Source organism: Cyanobium sp. FACHB-13342 (assembly GCF_014697415.1).
Taxonomy (GTDB): domain Bacteria; phylum Cyanobacteriota; class Cyanobacteriia; order PCC-6307; family Cyanobiaceae; genus Cyanobium_A.
In genome coordinates this window covers 39,890-60,679 of sequence record NZ_JACJRT010000002.1, presented here as the reverse complement: position 1 = coordinate 60,679, position 20,790 = coordinate 39,890, and the positions used below count along the sequence as shown (strand labels likewise).

Here is a 20,790-nt window from a genome sequence, read left to right as displayed (position 1 = left end):
AGCCTGGAGCCATGGCAAGCCCTCCCCCTCTGGTGCTGGTGCACGGGCTGTGGGACACCCCGCGCCTGTTTCGTCGCCTCCAGCAGATGTTGGCTGAGCGCCGCGGGCCCCTGTTGATCCCCCACCTCCCCCATGGCCTGGGCACCACCCCCATCAGGGCTCTGGCCGACCAGCTCGGCCAGGAGATTGGGGCAGCCTTCGGCCCCGACACCCCGATCGACCTGCTCGGCTTCTCGATGGGGGGACTGGTCGGGCGCACCTGGATCCAACTGGCGGGGGGCCATCGCCGCACCCGCCGGTTCATCAGCGTGGGCAGCCCCCAGCAGGGCACCCTTACCGCCCAACCCTGGCCCCGGTGGCTGTTGGCCGGCATCGCCGACATGAAACTGGGCAGCCCCCTGCTGCGCCAGCTCAATGAAAACGTTGACGCCCTGCGGGATGTGGACTGTTCCAGTTTCTTCTGCACCCCCGACCTGATGGTGTGGCCCGGCTGGCGCGCCGTGCTGCCCGTGGGGCCACGCCAGGCGTTGCCCGTGCTCACCCACCAGCAACTGATGCGCCATCCGGCCGCCCTCGAGGCCCTCGTGAGCGAGCTGCTGCGCCCATGAGCCAGCCAGCCTGAGCCCCATGCCCCCCCCCGATCTCCTGGCCGTTTCCCTGCTGGTGCGCTGGCTGCTGGGCTGGTTACTGTGCCTGCGCATGCCGGCCCTGCCCGAACTCACGCCCCAGGGGCAACCGCGGGTGTCGGTGCTCATTCCCGCCCGCAATGAGGCCCTCACCCTGCCCCAGCTGTTGGAGGCCCTGGCCCGCCAGAGCCTCCAACCCCTGGAGGTGATCGTGATCGACGACCACTCCAGCGATGCCACCGCCAGCCTGGCCCAGGCCGCCGGGGTCACCGTGCTGCCCGCAGCACCGCTGCCGGTGGGCTGGTGTGGCAAAACCTGGGCCCTGCAGCAGGGGGCCGACCACAGCCAGGGCGACCTGCTGGTTTTTCTCGATGCCGACACGGAACCCGGGCCGACGTTCCTGGCCCAGCTGGTGGCCAACCAGCAGCGGCAGGGCGGCCTCGTGTCGGTGCAACCCTTCCACCGCACCGAGCAGCCCTACGAACAGCTCTCGGTGCTGTTCAACCTGGTGGGACTGATGGCGGTGCCCCTGGGGGCAGGGGTGGGGGTGGCCTTCGGTCCGGCGATGGCCACCAGCCGCAGCGATTACGAGCGGATTGGCGGCCACGCCTCCGTGGCTGACAAGGTGGTGGAGGACTGGTTTCTGGCCCACCGCTACGAGGCCGCCGGCCTGCCGGTGAGCGCCTTCATCGGCCACGGCAGCCTGGCCTACCGGATGTACCCAGGGGGCCTGGGCGACATGGTGGTGGGGTTCGACAAGAACTTCGCCACCGCCGCCGGCGAGGTGCGCTGGCCCCGGATGCTGGCGGTGTTGCTGTGGCTGTCGGGCCTGTTCTGGGCGGCCTGGTGCCTGCCTGCGGCGCTGCTGCACTGGCCCATGGTGGGCAGCCCTGCCCTGATGCCCAACCTGGTGCTCTATGGGGGCTATGCCCTGCAACTGCTGGTGATCACGCGCCGAGTGGGCAGCTTTGGCTGGATCAATCTGATCTTTCCGGTGCCGGTGCTGTTTTTCCTGGGGGTGTTTGTGCTGGCCATCCTCAACCTGGAGCGGGGGGCCATCACCTGGAAGGGCCGGCAGGTTCCGACCCGCTGAAGTGCCCCCTCCAACAAATTCTCTGAAACCCTGAAGGGCGGCGCGATTCCCAGAAATTGGCTGCAGAATTCAGCCATGGCTGATCCCTCTGGTCGTTATCGGGTCCGCGCTGCCGTCGAACGGGAGCAAAGCGTGCCCTTGCAGGTGCAATCCGCGCGGTTCAGCACCCGGGACGACGCCGAAACGTTTGCGCATCTGGTGGCGCACGACCGGCTCCAGACCGTGGTTGTGGAGAAACTGGCGCCAGGCGGATGCTGGCTGCAGCTCAGCCTGGTGGCTGGAGCGATCTAGCCCGCAACCCAGCCTGCGGCTGCTGGCCAGCGGCGCTCAATCGGCGGCCCGGGCCAACAGGGCACGATCGCTCGGAACCCGCAAATCCCAGGCCCAGCCACAGCGTTCGAGCAGTCGGATGAAGCGGTAGGTGGGATCCACCAGCAGCCGTGGGCGTCCAGCCTCCAGGGTGATGCCCTGGCGCACGGAGGCCTGGAAGGCGTGGTGGAGGTTGTGCCAGCCCTCGCCCAGGGTGATCAGCGCCACAAACAGGTTGTTGCGGCTGGCGTCTCCGGTGGCAAAGGGCTGATCCCCCAGCAAGTGGGCCAGGGAATTGACGCTGGCCACGCCGTGGAACAACAGGGTGGTGCTCAAGCAAAAGGCCGCTAGCCAGGGCCAACCGCCCAGTTGCCACGACAGGCCCGCCAGAAGCAACACCGGAACGAAGTGCAGCCGGTCGATCAGGCGCAGCACCGGATCGGCCTCCACATCGGCGGGCAGAGTGGCCGGAAAGAAGCTGGAACTGAGCAACCAGCCCGCCTGGGAACGCCACAGCCCTCGCCAGCCGGCGGAAGGAGCCAGGGGGGTGTGGGGATCGGCGGCGGTGTCCACATGGCGGTGGTGGGCCAGGTGGTGGGCCTTCCACCAGCTGGGGCCCATCTGGCCCGCCGAGGCCGCCACGGCGGCCCCAATCCAGGCCACGGGGCGGGGCGCCCGATAGCTGGTGTGGGTGATCAGCCGGTGATAGATGGCCGTGGTGGCCAGCATCCGCAGCAGGTAGAGGGCCAGGGCCCAGAGGGCGGCCCCAATCCCCAGCCCGGTCCAGAACAGCAGCAGGCAGCCCAGGTGACTGGCAACGATCAGAACGGGCCCGCAGGAGTACAGGACGCGACGCAAACGGGGAACCAAGCCCACTCCCGGGTGATCGCCAACCCTAGGAGGGGGGCTCCCCTGGATCGCGCCGCAGGGCCACGATCTCCGGCACGAAGACAAAGGTGAGCGGATCGAGGCACTCCGCCTGACCGTCGATGGCGCTGACACCGCCGGCCACGAAATCGATCAGGCGCTGGGCCTCCCTGGGCTCCATCGCGCCGGCATGCACCACCACCGTCTTGCGCTCGCGCACGTGGTGCACGATCCACTCGGCCTCCTCAAAGCGGGTGGGATGGAACACCACCACCTCGGGCAACCAATCGCCGAATGGGCTCTGCATCCCTGGGGCAACCCCGCTGGCGTGGTGCCCTCAACGTATGGCGCTAGCCCGGGCTCTGCAAGGAGCGCCCCCGCCAGGTCCAGCCGCGGCCACTGAGGGTCTTCCACACCGACACCGGAGCGATCGCGCCGATCACCAGCCCCCCGACCCCGGCCAGCCACCACCAGTCGAGCGGGGTTCCGAACCGCCGGCGACTCCAGAAGCGAATGGCCAGCTGCAGGCCGATGGCCAGCAGCGCCACCAGCAGCGGCAGGAACGCCAGGGGAGCGGAACCCAGCACACCCAGCACCAGGGCGGGCGGGAGCAGCAGCCAGGGCACGGCGTAGACCTGCACCACCACCGCACCGGCCCCCAGCGCCTTGAACACGTCGCGGTCGAGGCCCAACAGCCAGTTTTTGGTCCAGCCCTCCCAGAGGCCGGCGAAATCCCGGTACATCCGCAGGGTGAGCCAGTCGAGGCCCAGCAGGTAGCGCAGCCGCAACCCCTGACCCTTGATCGCCCGCGCCAGGGCGAGGTCTTCCACCACCTCGCCAGCCACGGCGGCATGGCCGCCGATGGCCCGGTAGGCCTGGCTGCGGAACAACAAAAACGGGCCCGCCGCAAAGGCCAGGGGGTCGGCCGGGTCGTTGGCCCGCTGGATCGGGAACCCCAGGCCCAGCAGGCTGGCAATGATCGGCTGCACCAACCACTCCGCCAGGCAGCCACAGCGCAGCCGGGGCGCCAGGGTGAGCAGATCGGCGCCGCTGGCAATCCCATCGGCCAAGGCGGCCCGCAGGGCCCCGGGCTCCACCCGCACATCGGCATCAATGAAGGCCACCCAGTCGCTGTTGAGCCCCTGGGTGGCCCGGTGACAGGCCCAGTTCTTGCCCACCCAGCGCTCCCCGGGCGGACGGGGACCGGCAGCGAGCAGAACAAAACGGGACTCGCCCTCCGCCGCGGCCCGGGCCAGTTCGGCGGTGGCATCGCTGGAGTCGTCATCGACCACCACCAGCGTCCAGCGCTGGCAAGGCGGCTCACTGGCGAGCAGGGCCCGCACGCAGTCGGCAATGTTGGCGGCTTCGTTGTAGGCCGGCACCACCACGGTGCAGGAGGTGTCCTCCTGGTCGGCATCCGATGGGGCGGCCTGCAGGGAGGGGGCCACCGCGAAGGTGCGCTCCAACAGGACCAGCATCACGGCCAGACCCACGCAGGAGATCACCCCCAGGCCACTGGCCAGGGTGATCAGCCCGGGGACGGGAAGGGCCAGGGATCAGCGCCGGTGACGGTGCAGCTGGCGATCGGCCGCCGCCTGACGGCAAACCCGGCGGAAGGGAGCCAGTCCGATGCCGAACAGCTCTTCAAAGAGGCGGTTGGCCGCCATCACCGAGGCCAGGCCGCAGCGGTGCACCTGCTGTTGCAGGGTGGTCTGGGGTTGCTCGGCAATGCCCTCGAACAGACGGCTGAGGCGAAAGTGCTGCAGGGCCTGAAAGGGCGTCTTGCCGCGGCAGTGGTCGAAACAGAGGTCGAGCCACTCCGCACTCACCCCAATCGAGGTGGCCAGCACCTCGAGTTGGATGTCCTCGGCGAAGTGGTGGGCGAAGTAGTGGCCGGCCCGGTTCACCACCTCCAGCTGCTGGGTGGGCGCCACCGGGAGGAAGGGGCGGGCCACCTCCATCCGGCGGCGCCGCCGGGGCGGGCCATGCCGATCACCCGGACCGTTGATGGACGCCGCTTCTAGGGGTGGGGGAACCAGTGGTGGGGGAACAAGACGCATCGCACTCCCAGACAGGCGGGACGGCGGACGCGAGGAACGCCTTCTCACCCCAGAGATAACCCTGCGGGCGGGGCGATGCAATCGCATTGGCTACCGACCGGGCGATCTGTTGCAACGCTGCATCAAACGCAACGATCCGCCGCGGCACGGAGCTCGATCGCCAGCTGTTCGCCGCTGCGCAGGGCCCCTTCAATGCGGCCAAAGCCCACCCCGGCAATGAAGTCGCCGCAGAAGCCCACCCGACTGCGGGGACAGAACATCAGCTCGGAAGGCAAGCCGGGGGCCAGGGGAAAGGCGGCCCCCCAGCGCATCAGCTGACGCTGGGCAGGGCCGAGATCCAGCCCCGGTAACCACGGGGCCATCACCTGTTCGAGGGCCGTGGTGAGGGCCGCGATCACCGTGTCCTCCCGCCCCTCATCTGGGGGCAGCTGGAGCATGCGGGCCACGGCGGAGTGGGTGCCGTAAACGTCGAGGTGGTCGGCGGCGAAGGCCTTGGTGGAGTGGGCCACCACGGCACAGCGGCCGTCCTGCTGGGGCTGGATCGTGATTCGCTGCAGCCCCCAGCGCTGCTGGGCTGCCGCATCGAAATGGAGCAGGCTGAAGGGCAGGTCCCGCCAGGGCCCGGCGGCCTTGGGATCCAGCACCACCAACAGATTGCTGCGGGCCTCGCTGCGGATGCCGGCGATCACGGTGAGGGCGTGCTCGAGCTGGAGGTCCCCCAGGGGGGCTGCGGCCACCTGCAGGGGCACGTCCTCCCAGCCGAAGATCATCCGGCTGCGGGGATGGGCCAGCAGGGTGCTGCTCAGCACCAGCCAGTCGGCCTGCCCCAGCAGCTCCCGGTGGCGCCCCAGCAAATGCCAGAGGCCATCCTCCCAGTGCAGGTGGCGCACCAGGGTGCCGTAATGGGCGTCGCAGCCATCGCCGGCCAGGCTCAACAGACCCCGGCAGAGATGATCCATCCCCCCCAGACCCCGGTACAGATGGCCCAGCCCCAGGGCATCCGCCTTGCCGGGCCGCAGGGTTGACTCCCCCTGCAGCTGGGCAATGGCCCCCTGCCAGGGCTCGATCCAGCCCCCCTCCAGCAGCGGCTGGAGCAGCAGCGGCGCCGTTTCACCGGTGATGTTGAGCAGGGGGGCACCGTGGTCGATGCGCAGCTCTGCATCGTGGCGGGAGCGGCGGGTGCTGGCCCGTCCCCCCGGGCCCCGGCCCGTTTCCCAGAGGCTGATCGAGCCCTCAAAGCCGAGGCGCCGCAGCTGGGCCACCAAGGCACAACCCGAGACCCCGGCACCGATGACGGCAATGGATCCAGGGCCCGACAGGGGCATCGACAACAACGAAGGCGGTGATGCCATCAGGATGACAGCGATCTACGCGGTTGCAGCCCATGGTTGGGCGACCGGCATCTGAGGCACCGGTGCTGGTGTTTGACGGCGGCTGCCCCTTCTGCCGGCACTTCGCCGAGCTGGCGGAACTGCGCAGCGGCATTCCCGGCCTGACCATCCGCGATGGCCGCAGCGACCACGATCTACGGCGGCAGTTGCGCGCCCAGGGTTGGGACCTGAGCGAGGGGGCGGTGGTGCTGGCAGAGGGGCAGGTGCTGCATGGGGCCGAGGCGATCCAGTGGATGTGTAGCCGCATGAACCCCAGTGCCCCCCTGCTCCAGCTGCTGGGGCCCCTGCTGGCCACGCGAGAACGGGCACGGCGCACCTATCCCCTGCTGCTGCTGGCACGGCGCCTGGCCCTGGGCCTGCGGGGGCTGCCCGTGGATCCCGACCAGCCAGGGGACCCAGTCCGCAGCAGGTAGCGTTGGCGACAAAGGACGTAACCATGGCCCGTTTTCTGGTGGTGCTCAAACCCAGCGGGGCCATGGAGGCGGCGGCCATGCTCGAGGCCCTTCAGCCCGTGTTGCAGGGCCTGAACGCCGAAATCGAACACCGCACTCCGGCCCACCTCAGCGCCATGATTCGCGGCGGCGGCGAAAGCCAGCGGATGCAGCTGTTTGCCGATGTGCAGTCGAAGGCCAACGGCAGGGTGTTGGAGCTGGTGGTGCTCAGCCGGGAGGCGATGGGATCCACCGCACCCCACACCCGCCAGACCTTTGAGCGACTGCTGGATCTGATCGAAACGCACGTGCAGACCATGGTTCTGAGCTTCCGCTCCGACCGGGATGGCCCCCTGCCAGCGGCCACGAGCTGAACCAACCTCGCCACAACCGAGCCAAACAGCTTTAGAAAGGCTTAAGATTGTGAGATCTGGTCCAGAGGGTTGCCTTGAACGAGAACCATCCCGTGCTGCTGTCCCTTGATGCGGAGCTGAGCAGCCTGCGCAGCGCCTACTCCCAACAGCCCAACGAGCAGACCCGCTACCAGCTGGTGCGCCTCGAGCAGCTAATCAACCAGTGGGTTCCCGCCCGCAGCAGCCAGAACTGACCTCCCCCCAGCCTCAGGGGTTGCACCACGGGCAGTGCTGTGGATCGGCAACCTCCATGCCGTCCCGGCGCGCCCGCGGCACCTGAAGATCGCAACGGGCACAGCCCCACACCTCCACCGCCAGGAGCTCGGTTGGGGTTCCGCAGCAACGGCAGGGGAGCCCCGGCTGCCGGTCGATCACCCCCCAGCCCGGGGCCCCGCAGCCGGGACAAGCTGACCCCAGACGCCGAACGAGGGTCACACCCAGGCGGCGAATCGAGCGCATCCGGGTGGGATTGCGGTGGGCTCGCATGTCGGTTTCCAGCCAGACCTCTCCGCGGGAATCAAGACTGCGGCAAGCATCCAGGGCCTCCTGAAGGGCCCCCGGACTGATCAGATCTTTGAAATAAGGCCCTTCGGGCTGATGCAACGGACGGACGATCACCCCATGGGAAGGGAAACCCACCTGCGTCAGCCAGGCCGAGGGGTCTTGCTCCGGGCCGAGGCGCGTCTGGGAGTAGTTGGTGCGCCAATCGAGCCGTTGCTCCACCAGGGTGAGCTCGCGATCGAGATCGACAAACACCAGCAGTTCTTGCCCCACGGCCAGCAGCGGCACCGCGGGATGGGGGCCAAAGCTCGCCTCGCTGGCCAACCCGAGCCTCAGGCCGCTGTGCTCAAGGCCCATCCGTGCCTTGCGTTGGCAGGTGCTGAGGGCATCGTCGAGCCGCTGCACCTCCCCACTGAAGGTGCCCAGGCTGTCGGTGTCGCAGTCGCACACCTCGAGCGTGGCTCCCAGGCCCAAGGCAAAGGGGAGGGCCAGGGCCCGCTGCTTGCCGTGGTGGGTGGCAAGGCAGAGGCGCTGGCCCCCATAGGGCGAAGCCAACGGCACGGAGTTAAGCAGGCTGCTCAGCGGCCACCGTTGGGCCCTCGCCGGGTTCGCGGGGAATCACCAGCCGCAGCAGGATCGGGGCCAGGAAGGTGGTGCCAATCACCATCAGCAGGATGGCGGCCTCCAGGGCGGGCGTGAGGATGCCGGCCTGGCTGCCGAGGCCCAGGAAGATCAAGCCCACCTCGCCGCGGGGCATCATGCCCAGCCCCACCACCAGGCGGTTGGTGGGTTCCTTGCTGAGGTAACTCCAGCCGGCGGCCACCTTGCCGGCGATCGCCACCGCCAGCAGAAACGCGGCCACCACCAATCCCTCCCGGTTGGCCGGATCGAGGGGGTTGAGCACGGAGAGATCCAGGCCCGTGCCGATCAACACGAAAAACACGGTGGCAAACAGGGCCACCAGGGGCTTCACAGCCGCATCGATGTCGTGAGTGTGCTTCGAGGCACTGAGGATCAGCCCCGCGGCGAAGGCACCCAGGGCCGCCTCCAGGCCGATGGCCTGGGCGGCAAAACAGCACACGGTGAGCACCAGAAAACTGGCCACGGCCACATCGCCAGGGGCCTTGAGCCGGTCCACCACCCAGTCGAAGGCAGGGGCGGCCGTGCGGCTCAGCACCAGGGCCACGGCCACGAAGGCCACCGCCGCCAAACACAGCTTCAGCACGGGGCCGAGGCTGAAGGCACCGCCACCCACGATGGCCACCACCACGGCCAGGATCACGATGCCGATGATGTCGTCGAGCACGGCGGCACCGATCACGATCTGGCCCTCCTTGCGCTTGAGCCACTTGAGCTCGCCAAACACGCTGGCGGTGATGCCGATCGACGTGGCCGTCATCGCCGCACCGGCAAACACGGCTGGAATCAGCGGCACATGAAAGAGGAAATAGAGGCCGGCGGTGCCCAATGCAAAGGGCAGCATCACACCAGCCACCGCCACGGTGCTCGCCTGCACCCCCACGGCCACCAGCTCATCGAGTTCGCTCTCCAGACCGGTGAGAAACAGCAGGGCAAACAGGCCGAGCTGGGATACGGCCTGCAGGCTGGGGAAGGTCTCGTTGTAGACCTCCTGCACCGCGTCCGGGCTGATCTGGGCCAGGGAACCCACCAGCCCTGTCACCCCGGCGCTGAGCTGGGCCTGCACGGCGGGAGGCACGATCAGGTGCAGGCCTGAAACACCAATCAGCACCCCGGCCACCAGCTCTCCCAGGATCGTGGGCAGCTGCAGACGCACCATCACTTCAGCGATGGCCCGGGCGGCAAAGAAGATCACCACAAAACGGCCCACCTGAATCAGGGTTTCGGCCACTTCGAGCTGGTGGGAACTGAACTCCAGCAGAAGAGGAGGTATGGGAAGCATCGTGAACCGACGGGAAGGCGGGTTTATAGGGGCAGTGACACAGCGATTGGGGCCTTCAAAGCGAGAAGGCCGCTGATCGGATTAACGATGCGGGGAGACATCGATCAGGCCGCGATCCCTGAGTTCCTGCTGAAAGGCCCTCCCCAGCTGGGCCTCTCTGCTATGGCGTGACACCTGAGTGAGCAACAACACCGTGCGCAGGCTTAACCAGCCAACGCCGACGAGCAGGAGCAGGGTCATGGGGGAGCTGCCAGGGAGCGCAGCGATCATGGGCAGAACGGACTGCAACTGGGTTGGGCTAGGGCAACCCAGCTTTTGGGAACGCTGCCTATGGTTCGGCGCCTGAGGCTCGGCAGTCGATCCAGTCAGACGACTTTCGCTGACGACTCCCGCTGGGAAACGATCCCCAATTTCTCAGCAGGGCGCCTAACTTCACACCGCTGAAAGCCCAATGCGTAACCAACACACTCTGGAGGAATCAACTTGACAGACTTTCTGCCTCTCTTTATTGAGCAACTTCAATCGCCGACGCTGGGCTTTCTAATCGGCGGCATTGTTGTGGCATCTCTTGGCAGCCAGCTGGCCATTCCCGATTCGATCTACAAGTTCATCAGCTTCTTCCTACTGATGAAGATCGGCTTGACTGGAGGCATTGCCATCCGCAATTCGAATTTCTCCGAAATCATCCTCCCAGCTCTTGGCGCTGTGGGGATTGGTATCGTGATTGTGCTGATCAGCCGATACACCCTCGGCAAACTGCCTGGCATCAAGGTGCCTGACGCCGTGGCCACGGGGGGGCTCTTTGGAGCGGTGAGTGGCTCCACCCTGGCGGCAGTCCTGCCGCAGCTGGATACGGCCAAGGTCCCCTATGAGGCCTGGACCGCCGCCCTCTACCCGTTCATGGACATCCCGGCCCTGGTGGCCGCGATCGTGATGGCCAGTCTCTACATCGGCAAGAAAACCGGCAACACTGCAGAGAAAGTAGAGATCTGGCCCATCATCAAAGAAAGTCTGCAGAGCTCAGCTGTGACGGCCATGCTCCTTGGCGTGGCACTGGGCATTCTCACCAAGCCAGAACCTGTCTACGAAAGCTTCTTCAACCCCCTGTTCCGCGGCTTCCTCGCCGTTCTGATGATCATCATGGGAATGGAGGCTGCCCAGCGCATGAATGAGCTGCGCAAAGTCGCCCAGTGGTTTGCCATATATGCCTTCATTGCTCCGATCGTGCATGGCTTCCTGGGCTTCGGCGTAGGCCTGATCCTGCACAAGCTGACCGGCTTCAGCATTGGTGGCTCTGTCGTGCTAGCGGTGATTGCGGCCTCGAGCTCTGACATCTCTGGCCCTCCCACCCTTCGGGCTGGCATTCCCTCGGCAAACCCTTCGGCCTACATCGGGGCCTCGACAGCCATCGGCACCCCAGTGGCAATCGCCATCTGCATTCCGCTCTTCATCGGAATTGCCGAAATGATGCTCGGCCGCTAGGCGTCTCATCAAAACAACCACTCCGAGATCAAATCCATGAGCCAACAAGTCTGGAAACTCGTTATTGTTGCGGAAGAAATCCTTTCCAAAAAACTGACCAAGCTGATCAAGGAAGCCGGCGCCACCGGTTACACCGTGAATGCAGCCGGCGGGGAAGGCAGCCGCAACGTGCGCTCCACCGGAGAACCAAGCGTGTCCCACACCCTCTCCAATGTCAAAATCGAAGTGCTAACCGGCACCCGCGAGCTGGCAGACAAAATCACTCGCGAGATTGAAGCGAAGTATTACGCCGATTTCTCCATCATCACCTACATCTATCCTGTGGAAGCTCTCCGCGACCACAAGTTCTGAAGCGGTAGCGGGCGAGCACCCATCACTCGCCTTTTCGACGCCCGCCTTTGCACCTTCGCATGGGCGGGCTTTTTTGTGCTCCAACCTTGGTATTTGCGATCCAGAACATGAAGCTTCTCAGCGATGATCGATTCCTTCGAGGAATTCACAGCTATGAGCGCCAACTCGCAAAGCTGCTAGCCCTTTTACTGGCCATCGTCATCGGCTTCGCCGTCTTCGAATTGGTCGTGGAGTCTGGCATCAAAATTGCGCAATTTCAGCCTGATTGGTTTGATGGAGGACTGATCAAACTGCTCGACCGGTTGCTGCTGATTTTCATCGCCTTGGAAGTGCTCCAAAACGTGACCGCCTATCTGCGCGACCAGGTGGTGCAGATCGAGTTGGTGCTGCTCACGGCCATGACTGCCGTGGCCAGGAAAGTGATTGTGCTTCCACCAGGCACCGAAAGCAAACCCCAACTCATGGCCGGTTTTGGCGTGATTGTGGTAGGCCTTGCCGCGGCCTATTGGCTGGTCAAACGGGCCAGGCACGATCAGCATTCAGCCTGATTCCTCCCCAATAGCAACCAAGCCTTGGCGCCAAAATTAAGGTATTGATCAGCTTTTCTGATCGCAGGGATTACAGGTCCTGGTTGATAAGCAAGGCCAAAAAAACCCAGCCTTAAAAAACAGCCAGTAACGTTTCCCGACCCCACTGCAGACGACAGTCCGATGCCTGCGCCACAGAAACGCCCCAAGGGCGGCTGCGACGCACTCAGCCAGCACATGCGCGCCATCGGCCGCATTGCGTTGCTGAGCCCAGAGGAAGAAATCAGCCTGGCCAGGCTGGTGCAAAGCGGCTGCCGAGCCACCGACATCGCCCAGGAGATGACTTTGCGAGCCGGCGGTGTGGCCCCCAGCCTGACGGCTTGGGCCCAAGAAGCCGGCATGGAGGTTCGCGAGCTGCAGCGCTGCCTGCGGAAAGCCAACCAGGCCCGCAGTCGCATGGTGCTCGCCAACATCCGTCTGGTGGTGAGCATGGCCCGCCGCTACCAGCACACCCCCGGCGAGCTGGAGGACCTGATCCAGGAGGGCACCATCGGCCTGATCCGGGCCGTGGAACGGTTTGACCCCAGCCGCGGCTACCGGTTTTCCACCTACGCCACCTGGTGGATCCGTGACGGGATCACCAGTGCCCTGGTGGCCAAGGGCCGCACCATCCGCTTGCCCGCCTCGATGGTGGATCAGTTGTATCGGCTGCGCCAGACCCAGCAATCCCTAAGCCAGCAGCTGGGACGCGACCCCAACCTGGAGGAGTTGGCCGCTGCCACGGGCCTGAAGCCCCTGGACATTCGCGAGGTGCTGTTCCGGGCCCAGGAACCCCTGAGCCTGGATGGGCACCAGGCCTCCCAGTCCGAGTTGAGCCTGCTCGACAGCCTGGCCTGCGAGGTCAGCAAGCCCCAGGAGCAAGTGGATGCCACCCTGATGCAGGAAGACATCCATCAGCTGCTCGATGAACTCCCCGAACAGGAAGCCGAGCTGCTGCGCCTGCGCTACGGCATCGCCGCGGGGGAACCCTTGAGCCTGAGCGCCACGGCCCGGCAGATGGGCATCACCCGGGACACGGCCCGGGGCCTGGAACGGCGGGCCAATGCTTCGATTCGGCGACTGTCGACGCGTTACCTGGACCATCTCGAAGCCTGAGCCGATGCCCTGGCACCCCCACCTCTGGCACCCCACCACCCAGGTGGCCTCCAGCCCCGAGCCGCTGCAGGTGCGTTCGGCCCGCGGCTGCGAGCTGGAGCTCAGCGATGGCCGGCGCCTGATCGATGCGATCAGCAGCTGGTGGGTCACCCTGCACGGCCACGCTGAGCCCGCCATCGGGGCGGCGATCGCCCGCCAGGCCCAGCAGCTGGAGCAGGTGATCTTCGCCAACTTCAGCCACGAACCCGCCGAGCAGCTCGCCACCCGCCTCAGCCCGCTCACGGGCCTCGAGCGGCTGTTCTTCTCGGACAACGGCTCCACCGCCGTGGAAGTGGCCCTGAAGATCGCCTGGCAGTGGTGGCGCAACCAGGGCAGCGAACGCCACCAGGTGATTGCGTTTGAGGGGGCCTACCACGGCGACACCTTCGGGGCGATGGCCCTGGGGGAGCGCTCCCTGTTCACCGACCCCTACGAGCCCTTGCTGTTTGGGGTGGCCCGGGTGGCCTGGCCCCACAGCCACTGGGGCGACGCGGCGGTGGAGGAGCGGGAGGCAGCGGCCCTGCGCCAGCTCGACCAGGCCCTGGAGACCCCCACCGCGGCCGTGATCCTCGAACCCCTGATCCAGGGGGCTAGCGGCATGCGGGTGGTGCGGCCGGGCTTCCTGCGGGCCGTGGCCGAGCGGGTGCGGGCCGCAGGCGCCCTGTTGATCGCCGATGAGGTGTTCACGGGCTTTGGCCGCACGGGCGATCTGTTCGCCTGCCGCCGGGCCGGCATCCAGCCCGACCTGATGGCCCTCTCCAAAGGGCTCACCGGCGGCTTCCTGCCGATGGGGGTGACAATGGCCAGCGAACGCCTCTACCAGGGGTTCATCAGCGAGCGGCCCGAGGCCACCTTCTTCCACGGCCACAGCTTCACCGCCAATCCCCTGGGCTGTGCCGCCGCCCTGGCCAGCCTCGATCTGCTCCAGGCCAACCCCGAGCGCTTCCAGCAGTTTGAGGGACGCCACACGCCCCTGCTGAAGGAGCTGGCCGCCCACCCACTCGTGCGGCGCCCCCGCTGTGTTGGCACCATGGCGGCCTTTGAGGTGGAGGCTGGCGAAGCCAGCTACCTCAACCCCGTGGGCAAACAGATCCAGCGCCACTGCCTGGAGCAGGGCGTGTATCTCCGGCCCCTGGGCCACGTGGTGTATCTCCTGCCCCCCCTGGGCATCCGCGACGACCAGCTGCAGCGCTGCTACGCGGCGGTGAGGCAGGCCCTGGACGCGCTGCTGCCGGGCTGAAACCTTGCACTAGCCGTTCTGGACAGTCGCCAACCGCTGGCCCAGCAACCGCCGACCCAGCAACAGCAGGCCCAGCACCGTGGTGCCACTCACCATCAGCACCAGGGCCGAGAACTGGGCGGCGGTGATCACCCCACTGGCCAGGGCCGTGGAGGCAAACACCAGCCCCGGCAGGCCCCGGGGGATCAGGCCAAACACCACCACCCAGCGATCCACGCCGGCCTGCTGATCCCGGGCGCTGATCCCCAGCCCGCAGATCAACTTGCAGCCGATCGCCAGCAGCAACAGCACCAGGGCCAGCCACCAGGCCGACGGCTGCACCAGGGTGGCCGCCTCGATGCGCATCCCCACCCCAAGGAAATAGAGGGGCAAAAACACCTCCGACAGCAGGGCCAGATGGCCCCGCAACTCCCGGGCTTCGCTACTGCCTTCCCCCATGGGCGCCAGGCGATTGAACAGCACCCCACCCCAGAGCGCCCCCAGCAGGCTGGTCACCCCGGTGACCTCGCCGATCCAGCTGCAGCCGATCAACAGCAGCAACACCCCCAGGGGCCCCGGCTGCCAGGGCCCCTGGCGTTGCAGCCACCAGCGCGACAGCGGCACGCTCAGCAGGGCCAGGGCCGGGCCGAGCAGCACCAGCCACCCCGACCCGGCCGACGCCGCAGCCCCGCCGAGGCGGGTGCCCGCCAACAGCAGGGAGCCGGTGAGCAGGGCGATGGCGGGTAGATCGTCGAGCACCGACACCCCCACCAGCAGCCGGCCGGAGGGGGTGTTCAAGGCGCCGAGCTGGCCGAGGGCCCGCAGGGTCACCCCGGTGCCGGTGGCGCTGAGAACGGCCACACACAACAGGGTGGTGGCCATGGAAAGGCCAAAGCCCTGCTGCAACGGCCACCAGGCCAGCAGCGGCGTCAGCGCCGACAGCAACACCGTGCGCAGCACGGCCGCCGGCCTAGACCCCAACAGTCCCCCGCGCACCTCCAGACCCACCTGGAAAAACAGGGTGAGCACCCCCAGCTCCAGCAGACCGGACAGGGGGCGGATCTGCTCGAAGGGCAGCACGGTGTTGCCCAGGACAAAGCCCACCCCCAGCTCCAGCACGATGGCCGGCACCGCCCAGCGGGCCAGCCGGGTGGCCGTCAACCGGGCCAGCAGCGCCCCCACCAACAACAGCAGCAGGGTGGTGAGCAGGGAGGAACCCAAGCGGGTGGGGGCGAAGGTGGATCAGCCCGGCAGGATCACGCGATCAATCACGTGCACCATGCCGTTGTCGCAGGCGATGTCTGCGGTCACCACTGTGGCGTTTTTCACCTCGAACGGCTCGCTGCGACGAATCGGGATCGGCGCCCCCTCCAGGCTCGGCCACTCCGGCTGACCCACCAGGGCGCTGCGGCCGTGGGCGCCAGCCAGCACGTGGTACTTGAGGATCCGCGCCAGCTGGGGCGGGTTGTCCACCAGGGTCTGCACCGTGCCGGGGGGCAGGGCGGCAAAGGCGTCATCCACCGGCGCAAACACGGTGAAGGGACCGGGGCCCTCCAGGGCTCCGCGCAGGCCTGCGGCATCCACAGCGGCCAGCAGGGTGGTGAAGCAGCCGGCGCTGGCTGCGGTGTCAAGGATGGTGGCCATGGGAGTGCGAGGGATCAGCGGTAGTCCTGGCTCTGGATGTCGCTCAGGCGGGCCTCAGGCCGCAGGAAGCGATCCATCTGGGCCTCGAAGAACTGACGATTGGCCGCCAGATGCTCCGGATCGGTGTCATCCAGCGGATAGAGCAGGGCGCAGCGCAGGGCCTGGATCACGGCCGAGGTGACGTTGTACATCGAGCGCTGGAAGGTGATGCCCAGCTGGATGAGCTGGTCTTCCTCACCGCGCTTATGGGTCTTGTACATCTCCTGCAGATAGGGGGGCAGGAAATGGAGCATGTCCTGCATCAGCAGGGTGGGCGGAATGCCCGCCGAACCCACCGGAAACACATCGGCGTAGAGGATGCCGTAGTGGAAATCCGCCTGGTTGGCCGGCACCTGGCCCGCCTGGGCGTTGTAGCTCTTGGTGCCGCGGAAGGGGGAGGTGCGGTAGAACACCGCCTCCACGTAGGGGAGGGCCGCCTCGTAGAGCCAGGTGAATCCCTCGCTCTTGGGGATGATCTCGAAGCATTCACCGCGGATGAACACGTGGTGGTAGATCGGCCGGCCCGCCACGGCGAAAATGCCGTTCACCAGGAAGTCCATTGCCTGGGGCACTGAGGTGAGCTTGCCCTCGTCGTAGAGGTCGCTCATCTCGAAGAACACCGGCGCCATCACCTCCCAGAACAGGCCCAGGTTGGCGGTGTAGCTCAGCTGCTTCACCTGCTCCAGGACCATGTCCGGGAACAACTTGTACAGCCCCAGCATCAGCGGATTGCCGCGGAAGTAGGCCTTGATGGCGCGGTCGGCGTTGGCCCTGTAGGCGTCGCTCTCCAAATAGTCGTTGAAGCGACCACCCATGCCCTGGTGCCAGAGCATGGCCTGCATGCAGGCCTCGGCGAACTCCATGTTCACCCGGTCATGCCAGAGGTGATGCAGGAGTTTGGGCATTCTGCGGGTTTCGCCCCGTTCCATAAACTCCAGCAGCTCCGGGTGGGCCTTCTCCGTGCCGCGCCAGATGCGCAGCTGGGATTGGTCGCCGGCGTAGCTGTTGGGCCGGTCTAAATACTCCTGGGAAATGAAGTACTTGAACGCCGGCAGCGGATTGAGGAACACCTGCTCGGCGATGTAGAGCAGGTCGCGCCAATAGAAGTCCATCGGCACGGCGTAGGCCTTGTAGATGCCGATGATCTGCTGGAGGTTCTCCGGCGTATCGGGCAGCATCGATCCACCGGCTTCAAGCCGGTGGATCACCTCGGCGTAACGGTGGGTGGAAGGCGGAATCAGGGGCGTCTTGGTGCCCGCAGCAGCAGTGGAGGTGGTCATGCGGGCAGGGTCGACGAGGGAGAGGGGGGGGCCAGGGCCAGGGTTTGTACCACCGGATCGCTGTGGCGCAGGGCTATGGCGGCCGTGCTGGCCTCGCTCCAGGCGGTGAGCCCCACAGGCCAGATGCCGGCGAGCACCACCAGCGTGGTGAGCACCGCGGCCGGCAGCCGTTCAGACAATCGGGTGCTTTGCCAGTCGGCGCGGCTGTTGTCGAGCCGGCCGAAGCCCACCCGGTTGAACAGCCGCACCGCGTAGACGGCGGTGAAGCCCGAGGCCACCAGGCAGATCAGGGTTGCCCGGGGGAACACGGTCCAGCTGCCCTCGAACACCAGGAGTTCGGCCGGGAAGCCCGCCAGGCCGGGGATGCCGGCGGCGGCCATCAGGGCGAGCAGCATCAGGGCCATGGTGAAGGGCAGACCCCGGATCGGGTTCATCAGGCCGGAAAGCTCGGCGATCAGCGTGGTGCCGGTCCTGCGCTGGATCAGTCCCACACAGTCGAACAGCAGGGCCACGATCAGGCCATGGGCGAGCACCTGGGCCATGGCTCCCTGCAGGCTCATCGGCGTGGCGGCCGCCAGGGCCAGCACCAACAGGCCCATGTGGCCCAGGGAGCTGTAGGCCATCAGGCGACGGATGTCGGTGGCAGCCACGGCATTGAGGGCGCCATACACCGCGCTCACGGCACCGGCGGCGGCGATCCAGGGCGAAAAGGCAGTCCAGGCGTCGGGCAGCAGGCCCACACCGAAGCGCAGCAAGCCGTAGGCCCCCAGCTTCGAAACCACCCCCCCCAGCAGCATCACCACCGGCGGCGGGGCTTCGGCGTAGCTGATCGGCTGCCAGCCATGCAGGGGCACCACCGGCAGCTTGATGCCGAAACCAAGCACCAGCAGGGCCAGCACCCAGCGCTGGGCCGAGGCCGGCAGGGGCGTGGCCGCCAGGGCCTCGAAGCTGAAGCTCACGGCGGTGTCGGCGCCGGCGGCGCCCTGGCCGAACCAGCCGAAGGCCAACACACCACCCAGCAGGCTCAGGCCCGACACCGCCCCATAGAGCAGAAAGCGCACGGCGGCCCCGGCCCGGCGTTCGCCGCCCCAGATGGCCACCAGCAGGGTGGTGGGGATCAGCACCAGCTCAAAGGCGAGCACGAACAGCAGGGCATTGCGGGCCAGGAATGCCCCCACCACCCCCAGGTTGGTGGCCAGCATCAGGGCGAAATAGAGACGGGGGCGACCCTGGTCTGCGGGGGAGGCCAGCACCGCCATGGCGGTGATCAGGCCGGTGAGCAGCACCAGTGGCAGCGACAGCCCATCGAGGCCCAGATCCAGGCCCAGCCCCAGCCGGGGCAGCCATTCGAGGCTGAGGGGAGCGGGCGGCTGGCGCCAGGCCAACAGGCCCACCACCAGCTGGGCCAGGGCGGCACCGGCGGCCAGCCAGCGCACCAGTCCGGGGCGGCCTGGCGGCAGCAGGGGCAGCAGCAAGCCCACCAGCAGGGGAAGCAGGAGCAACAGCAGCAGGGTCATGGCGGCGGCCTCAGGGCAGAGCGGTGGACACGGGCGACAGATCAACGGCGATCAGCCAGGCCGCCATCAGCAACACCCCGAGCACCAGGGTGAGGGCGTAGGCCTGGGAGCGACCGGAGGTCGTGAGGCTGAGGCGCCGGGCCCCCTCCAGGGCCACGGCACCGGTGCCGCCGCTGAAGCCATCCACCAGGCGACTGTCACTCCAGGCCCCGAAGCGGGCCAGGGCCAGCACCAGGGCCACCACGGTGCGGTGATAGAAGCGCTCGGTCTGCATGTCGTGGGCCAGCCAGTCCTGCAGGCCTCCGAGGAAGGTGGGCAGCTGGGCCAGGCCGTGGGGGCGCAGGTAGAAGGCGGCCGAGAGGCCACCGCCCACCAACGTGGAGACGATCAGAGGCCAGGCCAGGGGCCCCCAACCGGCGAGGGGGGTGAGGGAATACACCCCATTGGCCACCAGGAGCATGGGGAGATGGAGCACCATGCCCACCAGCACCATGGTGGGCAGCACCATCAACCAGAGCACCTCCGGAGAACGGGTGGTGAACGGAGTGGGGCGACCGCCCCAGATCTGGCCGAACACCCGGATCAGGCCCGCACTGATCAGGGCATTGGTGACCAGCACCACGCCCCCCAACAGCACGGCATGGGCACTGGCCGCCGTGAGGGCGAGCAGTTCCCGCAGGGCCGCAAAACTGGCGAACGGCGGCAGACCCATCAGGCCGGCCGCACCGGCGAGGAAGGCGATGCCGATCAAAGGCCGCTTGCTCCAGAGCCCCCCCAGCTGGGTGAGGTCCTGGGTCACGTTGCTGATCACGATCGTGCCGATCGCCATCAGCAGCAGGGCCATCGGCAGGGGATAAACCAGGAGCAGGTGGTCGGCCACGGCGGTGCCGCCCAGGCCCACCGCCACGAACAGCAGCCCCAGCCAGCTGCTCACCAGAAAGGAGAGGGCCCGCTTCACATCCACCTGGGCCAGGGCGATCAGCGAAGCCACCACGGCGGTGGAGCCACCCACCACCACCAACACGGCCTGCACAAAGGGGCTGAGCTCCAGCAGGGGCTCCAACCGCAGCAGCACCCAGGCGCCGCCCACCACCACCACCGAATTGCGCAGCACGGTGGACGGCAGGGGGCTCTCCATCGCCTCATCGAGCCAGAGGTGCAGGGGAATCTGGGCGCACTTGCCCATCGGCCCGGCAATCAGGGCCAGCAGGATCAGCTGGAAGCCCATGGGCAAGGGCGTGCCGTTGTTGGTGAGATCGGCGGCCCACCCCTGCAGACCGTGGAAGTTCCAGGTGCCGGTCATCGGCAGCAGGGCAATCACCCCGGCCAGGAGAATGAGGTCGCCAATCCGCTTGGTGAGAAAGGCGTCCCGGGCCCCCTTCACCACCAGGGGCTGGTTGTACCAGGTGCCCACGATCAGGTAGGTGCCCAGGGTGAGCAGCTCGAGGATCACGTAGCTGAAGAACACCGAATCGGTGAGCACCAGGGCGCACAGCCCTGCCTCGAAGAAGCTGAGGGAGCCGAAGAAGCGGGGCCAGCCCCAGTCCATTTCCAGGTAGCCGATCGCATAGATCTGCACCAGCAGGTGGAGACCCGTGATCACCGCCATGGCGATCAGGGCCGGTTCGGTCACCAGCCCGTCAAATCCCACCCGCAGGCCACCGGAGTTGAGCCAGGTCCAGCCGAAGCTGATCGGCCGGTAGAGGGCCTCGGCTCCGGCGCGGGCGTTGGTGTGCAGGGCGGTGAGCGCCACCAGGCTGTGGCCGAAGGCCACCGCCACCATCAACAGATTGAGGTAGCCGCAGGGCCGGGGGCCGGTGCGGGAGATCAACCCCGGCGACCAGGCCAGCGAGGCCAACGCCGCCAGCAGCGGATAGGCGGGAATCAGCCAGGCTGCCTGGAGAAGAAAGACGGTCATCGTGTCA

General features: G+C 67.1%; 24 protein-coding genes. 11 read left to right on the top strand and 13 right to left on the bottom strand.

Annotation, left to right across the window (positions count from 1 at the left end; genetic code table 11):
- Positions 1-11: 11 nt before the first annotated feature.
- The 3 genes from H6G16_RS01350 to H6G16_RS01340 all read left to right on the top strand — a co-directional run bounded on the left by H6G16_RS01350 (position 12) and on the right by H6G16_RS01340 (position 2,010).
- On the top strand, positions 12-608 hold the full coding sequence (locus tag H6G16_RS01350) for an alpha/beta fold hydrolase (protein WP_190388534.1): 597 nt from the start codon (positions 12-14) through the stop codon (positions 606-608).
- Positions 609-627: 19 nt separating this feature from the next.
- Positions 628-1,719 (top strand): glycosyltransferase family A protein, encoded by a 1,092-nt coding sequence (locus H6G16_RS01345; protein WP_190388533.1) that lies wholly within the window; start codon positions 628-630, stop codon positions 1,717-1,719.
- A 75-nt stretch (positions 1,720-1,794) separates the two neighbouring features.
- Positions 1,795-2,010 carry a hypothetical protein gene (locus H6G16_RS01340; protein ID WP_190388532.1) on the top strand — a complete coding sequence of 72 codons (216 nt, stop codon included), beginning with the start codon at positions 1,795-1,797 and terminating at the stop codon, positions 2,008-2,010.
- A 36-nt stretch (positions 2,011-2,046) separates the two neighbouring features.
- Here the strand turns inward: H6G16_RS01340 and H6G16_RS01335 are convergent, their stop codons facing one another.
- The 5 genes from H6G16_RS01335 to H6G16_RS01315 all read right to left on the bottom strand — a co-directional run bounded on the left by H6G16_RS01335 (position 2,047) and on the right by H6G16_RS01315 (position 6,307).
- A complete protein-coding gene (locus tag H6G16_RS01335) occupies positions 2,047-2,886 on the bottom strand; it encodes an acyl-CoA desaturase (protein WP_242036092.1) in 840 nt (279 codons plus the stop codon).
- 37 nt (positions 2,887-2,923) lie between these two features.
- On the bottom strand, positions 2,924-3,202 hold the full coding sequence (locus H6G16_RS01330; protein WP_190388530.1) for a cell division protein SepF: 279 nt from the start codon (positions 3,200-3,202) through the stop codon (positions 2,924-2,926).
- Between the two features lie 43 nt (positions 3,203-3,245).
- Positions 3,246-4,400: a glycosyltransferase gene (locus H6G16_RS01325; protein ID WP_347238750.1), complete on the bottom strand. Its 1,155-nt coding sequence runs from the start codon at positions 4,398-4,400 to the stop codon at positions 3,246-3,248.
- Positions 4,401-4,451: 51 nt separating this feature from the next.
- Positions 4,452-4,955 (bottom strand): helix-turn-helix transcriptional regulator, encoded by a 504-nt coding sequence (locus tag H6G16_RS01320; RefSeq protein ID WP_190388529.1) that lies wholly within the window; start codon positions 4,953-4,955, stop codon positions 4,452-4,454.
- Between the two features lie 122 nt (positions 4,956-5,077).
- Positions 5,078-6,307, bottom strand: coding sequence for an NAD(P)-binding protein (locus tag H6G16_RS01315; protein ID WP_242036091.1), 1,230 nt, complete (start codon positions 6,305-6,307; stop codon positions 5,078-5,080).
- Between the two features lie 32 nt (positions 6,308-6,339).
- Between H6G16_RS01315 and H6G16_RS01310 the strand changes: the two genes are divergently transcribed.
- From H6G16_RS01310 to H6G16_RS01300, 3 genes are all read left to right on the top strand, one after another.
- Positions 6,340-6,759, top strand: a complete 420-nt coding sequence (locus tag H6G16_RS01310; RefSeq protein ID WP_190388528.1) for a DCC1-like thiol-disulfide oxidoreductase family protein — start codon at positions 6,340-6,342, stop codon at positions 6,757-6,759.
- 23 nt (positions 6,760-6,782) lie between these two features.
- Positions 6,783-7,151, top strand: a complete 369-nt coding sequence (locus tag H6G16_RS01305; protein ID WP_190388527.1) for a hypothetical protein — start codon at positions 6,783-6,785, stop codon at positions 7,149-7,151.
- Positions 7,152-7,225: 74 nt separating this feature from the next.
- The gene (locus tag H6G16_RS01300; RefSeq protein WP_190388526.1) at positions 7,226-7,384 is read left to right on the top strand and encodes a hypothetical protein; all 159 of its coding nucleotides are present in this window, start codon (positions 7,226-7,228) and stop codon (positions 7,382-7,384) included.
- 13 nt (positions 7,385-7,397) lie between these two features.
- Here H6G16_RS01300 and H6G16_RS01295 read toward each other — a convergent pair whose 3' ends face one another.
- The 3 genes from H6G16_RS01295 to H6G16_RS01285 all read right to left on the bottom strand — a co-directional run bounded on the left by H6G16_RS01295 (position 7,398) and on the right by H6G16_RS01285 (position 9,852).
- Positions 7,398-8,252: a DUF6671 family protein gene (locus H6G16_RS01295; protein WP_190388525.1), complete on the bottom strand. Its 855-nt coding sequence runs from the start codon at positions 8,250-8,252 to the stop codon at positions 7,398-7,400.
- Between the two features lie 4 nt (positions 8,253-8,256).
- Positions 8,257-9,612 (bottom strand): cation:proton antiporter, encoded by a 1,356-nt coding sequence (locus H6G16_RS01290; RefSeq protein ID WP_190388524.1) that lies wholly within the window; start codon positions 9,610-9,612, stop codon positions 8,257-8,259.
- A gap of 81 nt (positions 9,613-9,693) precedes the next feature.
- A complete protein-coding gene (locus H6G16_RS01285) occupies positions 9,694-9,852 on the bottom strand; it encodes a hypothetical protein (protein WP_190388523.1) in 159 nt (52 codons plus the stop codon).
- Positions 9,853-10,095: 243 nt separating this feature from the next.
- On the opposite strand from H6G16_RS01285, the gene H6G16_RS01280 reads away from it, so the two are divergent.
- From H6G16_RS01280 to bioA, 5 genes are all read left to right on the top strand, one after another.
- Positions 10,096-11,094, top strand: a complete 999-nt coding sequence (locus H6G16_RS01280) for a sodium-dependent bicarbonate transport family permease (protein ID WP_190388522.1) — start codon at positions 10,096-10,098, stop codon at positions 11,092-11,094.
- Positions 11,095-11,130: 36 nt separating this feature from the next.
- Positions 11,131-11,445: a hypothetical protein gene (locus H6G16_RS01275; protein WP_190388521.1), complete on the top strand. Its 315-nt coding sequence runs from the start codon at positions 11,131-11,133 to the stop codon at positions 11,443-11,445.
- Positions 11,446-11,531: 86 nt separating this feature from the next.
- The gene (locus H6G16_RS01270) at positions 11,532-11,993 is read left to right on the top strand and encodes a phosphate-starvation-inducible PsiE family protein (RefSeq protein ID WP_242036090.1); all 462 of its coding nucleotides are present in this window, start codon (positions 11,532-11,534) and stop codon (positions 11,991-11,993) included.
- 162 nt (positions 11,994-12,155) lie between these two features.
- A complete protein-coding gene (locus H6G16_RS01265; protein WP_190388520.1) occupies positions 12,156-13,127 on the top strand; it encodes a sigma-70 family RNA polymerase sigma factor in 972 nt (323 codons plus the stop codon).
- Positions 13,128-13,131: 4 nt separating this feature from the next.
- On the top strand, positions 13,132-14,406 hold the full coding sequence (bioA, locus tag H6G16_RS01260; RefSeq protein ID WP_190388519.1) for an adenosylmethionine--8-amino-7-oxononanoate transaminase: 1,275 nt from the start codon (positions 13,132-13,134) through the stop codon (positions 14,404-14,406).
- 9 nt (positions 14,407-14,415) lie between these two features.
- Here the strand turns inward: bioA and H6G16_RS01255 are convergent, their stop codons facing one another.
- The 5 genes from H6G16_RS01255 to H6G16_RS01235 are packed head-to-tail and all read right to left on the bottom strand — an operon-like array spanning position 14,416 to position 20,783.
- Positions 14,416-15,606 (bottom strand): cation:proton antiporter, encoded by a 1,191-nt coding sequence (locus H6G16_RS01255; protein WP_190388518.1) that lies wholly within the window; start codon positions 15,604-15,606, stop codon positions 14,416-14,418.
- A 21-nt stretch (positions 15,607-15,627) separates the two neighbouring features.
- A complete protein-coding gene (locus tag H6G16_RS01250; RefSeq protein WP_190388517.1) occupies positions 15,628-16,029 on the bottom strand; it encodes a fasciclin domain-containing protein in 402 nt (133 codons plus the stop codon).
- Between the two features lie 14 nt (positions 16,030-16,043).
- Entirely contained in the window at positions 16,044-17,348 is a 1,305-nt protein-coding gene (locus H6G16_RS01245; protein WP_190388516.1) for a CO2 hydration protein, read from the bottom strand.
- Complete coding sequence (locus H6G16_RS01240) at positions 17,345-18,865, bottom strand: NADH-quinone oxidoreductase subunit M (protein ID WP_190388515.1); 1,521 nt, start codon at positions 18,863-18,865, stop codon at positions 17,345-17,347. The genes H6G16_RS01245 and H6G16_RS01240 overlap by 4 nt, the downstream gene beginning before the upstream one ends.
- Positions 18,866-18,875: 10 nt before the next feature.
- Positions 18,876-20,783, bottom strand: coding sequence for an NAD(P)H-quinone oxidoreductase subunit F (locus H6G16_RS01235; protein WP_190388514.1), 1,908 nt, complete (start codon positions 20,781-20,783; stop codon positions 18,876-18,878).
- Positions 20,784-20,790 lie beyond the last annotated feature (7 nt).